The 787-nt window shown below is 47.6% G+C and carries 1 protein-coding gene; it reads right to left on the reverse strand.

Features of this window, described 5'->3' with window-relative positions; all coding sequences use genetic code 11:
- Positions 1 to 263, reverse strand: a 263-nt coding sequence (locus P5674_RS25440) for an IS630 transposase-related protein (protein WP_315670447.1), incomplete at its 3' end; no start/stop codon positions are given.
- Between the last annotated feature and the right edge of the window lie 524 nt (positions 264 to 787).

Consider the following 787-nt stretch of genomic DNA (forward strand, 5'->3'; position numbering starts at 1 on the left):
GTTTGATCGCCATGCTCTTGGGCAAAAGCCTTGAATTTATGCCAGTCGGTAATTTGGTGGCTATGACCAGGTGGGCGATTAGGTTTAGGGAGGAAGTCGCCGGTGTGTTCTTTTCTTTGCAGCCAGAGATTGATGGTGTTCCTGCTGACATGGAAAACTTGACTGGCTTCGGTTTTGGGTATACCGTCTAGTTCAATTGCATTAATAACTTTTTGTCTAAGGTCGTAACTGTAGGGGGCTGGCCTTTTGGGTCTTCTGTAGATATCCTTGCCATTATACGTCCTAACTTTTCTGTCTTGTGCTATATGTGCAGGTAGTCGTATGAGCCCCCTACTTTTCCCCTTGCCCTTTTGGGCGCAGCGTGTCAACCTATTTCGCTGCTAATGTATTACCATGGTTCAAGTCGGACATTCAGTTTCCTTAATCATAGATGGTTGGCAGTGGTCGAGTAGGAGGTAGGTTCCTCCACACGCCTTCCGTTCCCCGCTTCAATCCTGGGGTTATGATTCCCCAAACTGGGGGTGGCTATCGCCGTTACCCTCTGCTCTGTGATTTCTCAGTTCGCTTAGGACTTTGGGTTCCCTGCCTTGCTTAGTTCCCTAAGCGTCGGGACATATAAACAGTTATGAGGATGGTCAGGAGTGCGATCCTTATATCCAAATTCGGGGCTGTAATCCTCACCGGGTAGTGATTTAGGGCATTTCAGCCCTATTTCATACCCGAACGTCTCGCACCATGCGCTTACATTTTTCACTACTGCCTTGTGAATAGCATTACTCACTTGTTT

Origin of the sequence: Limnospira sp. PMC 289.06, assembly GCF_032350395.1 — a bacterium.
GTDB lineage: Bacteria > Cyanobacteriota > Cyanobacteriia > Cyanobacteriales > Microcoleaceae > Limnospira > Limnospira platensis.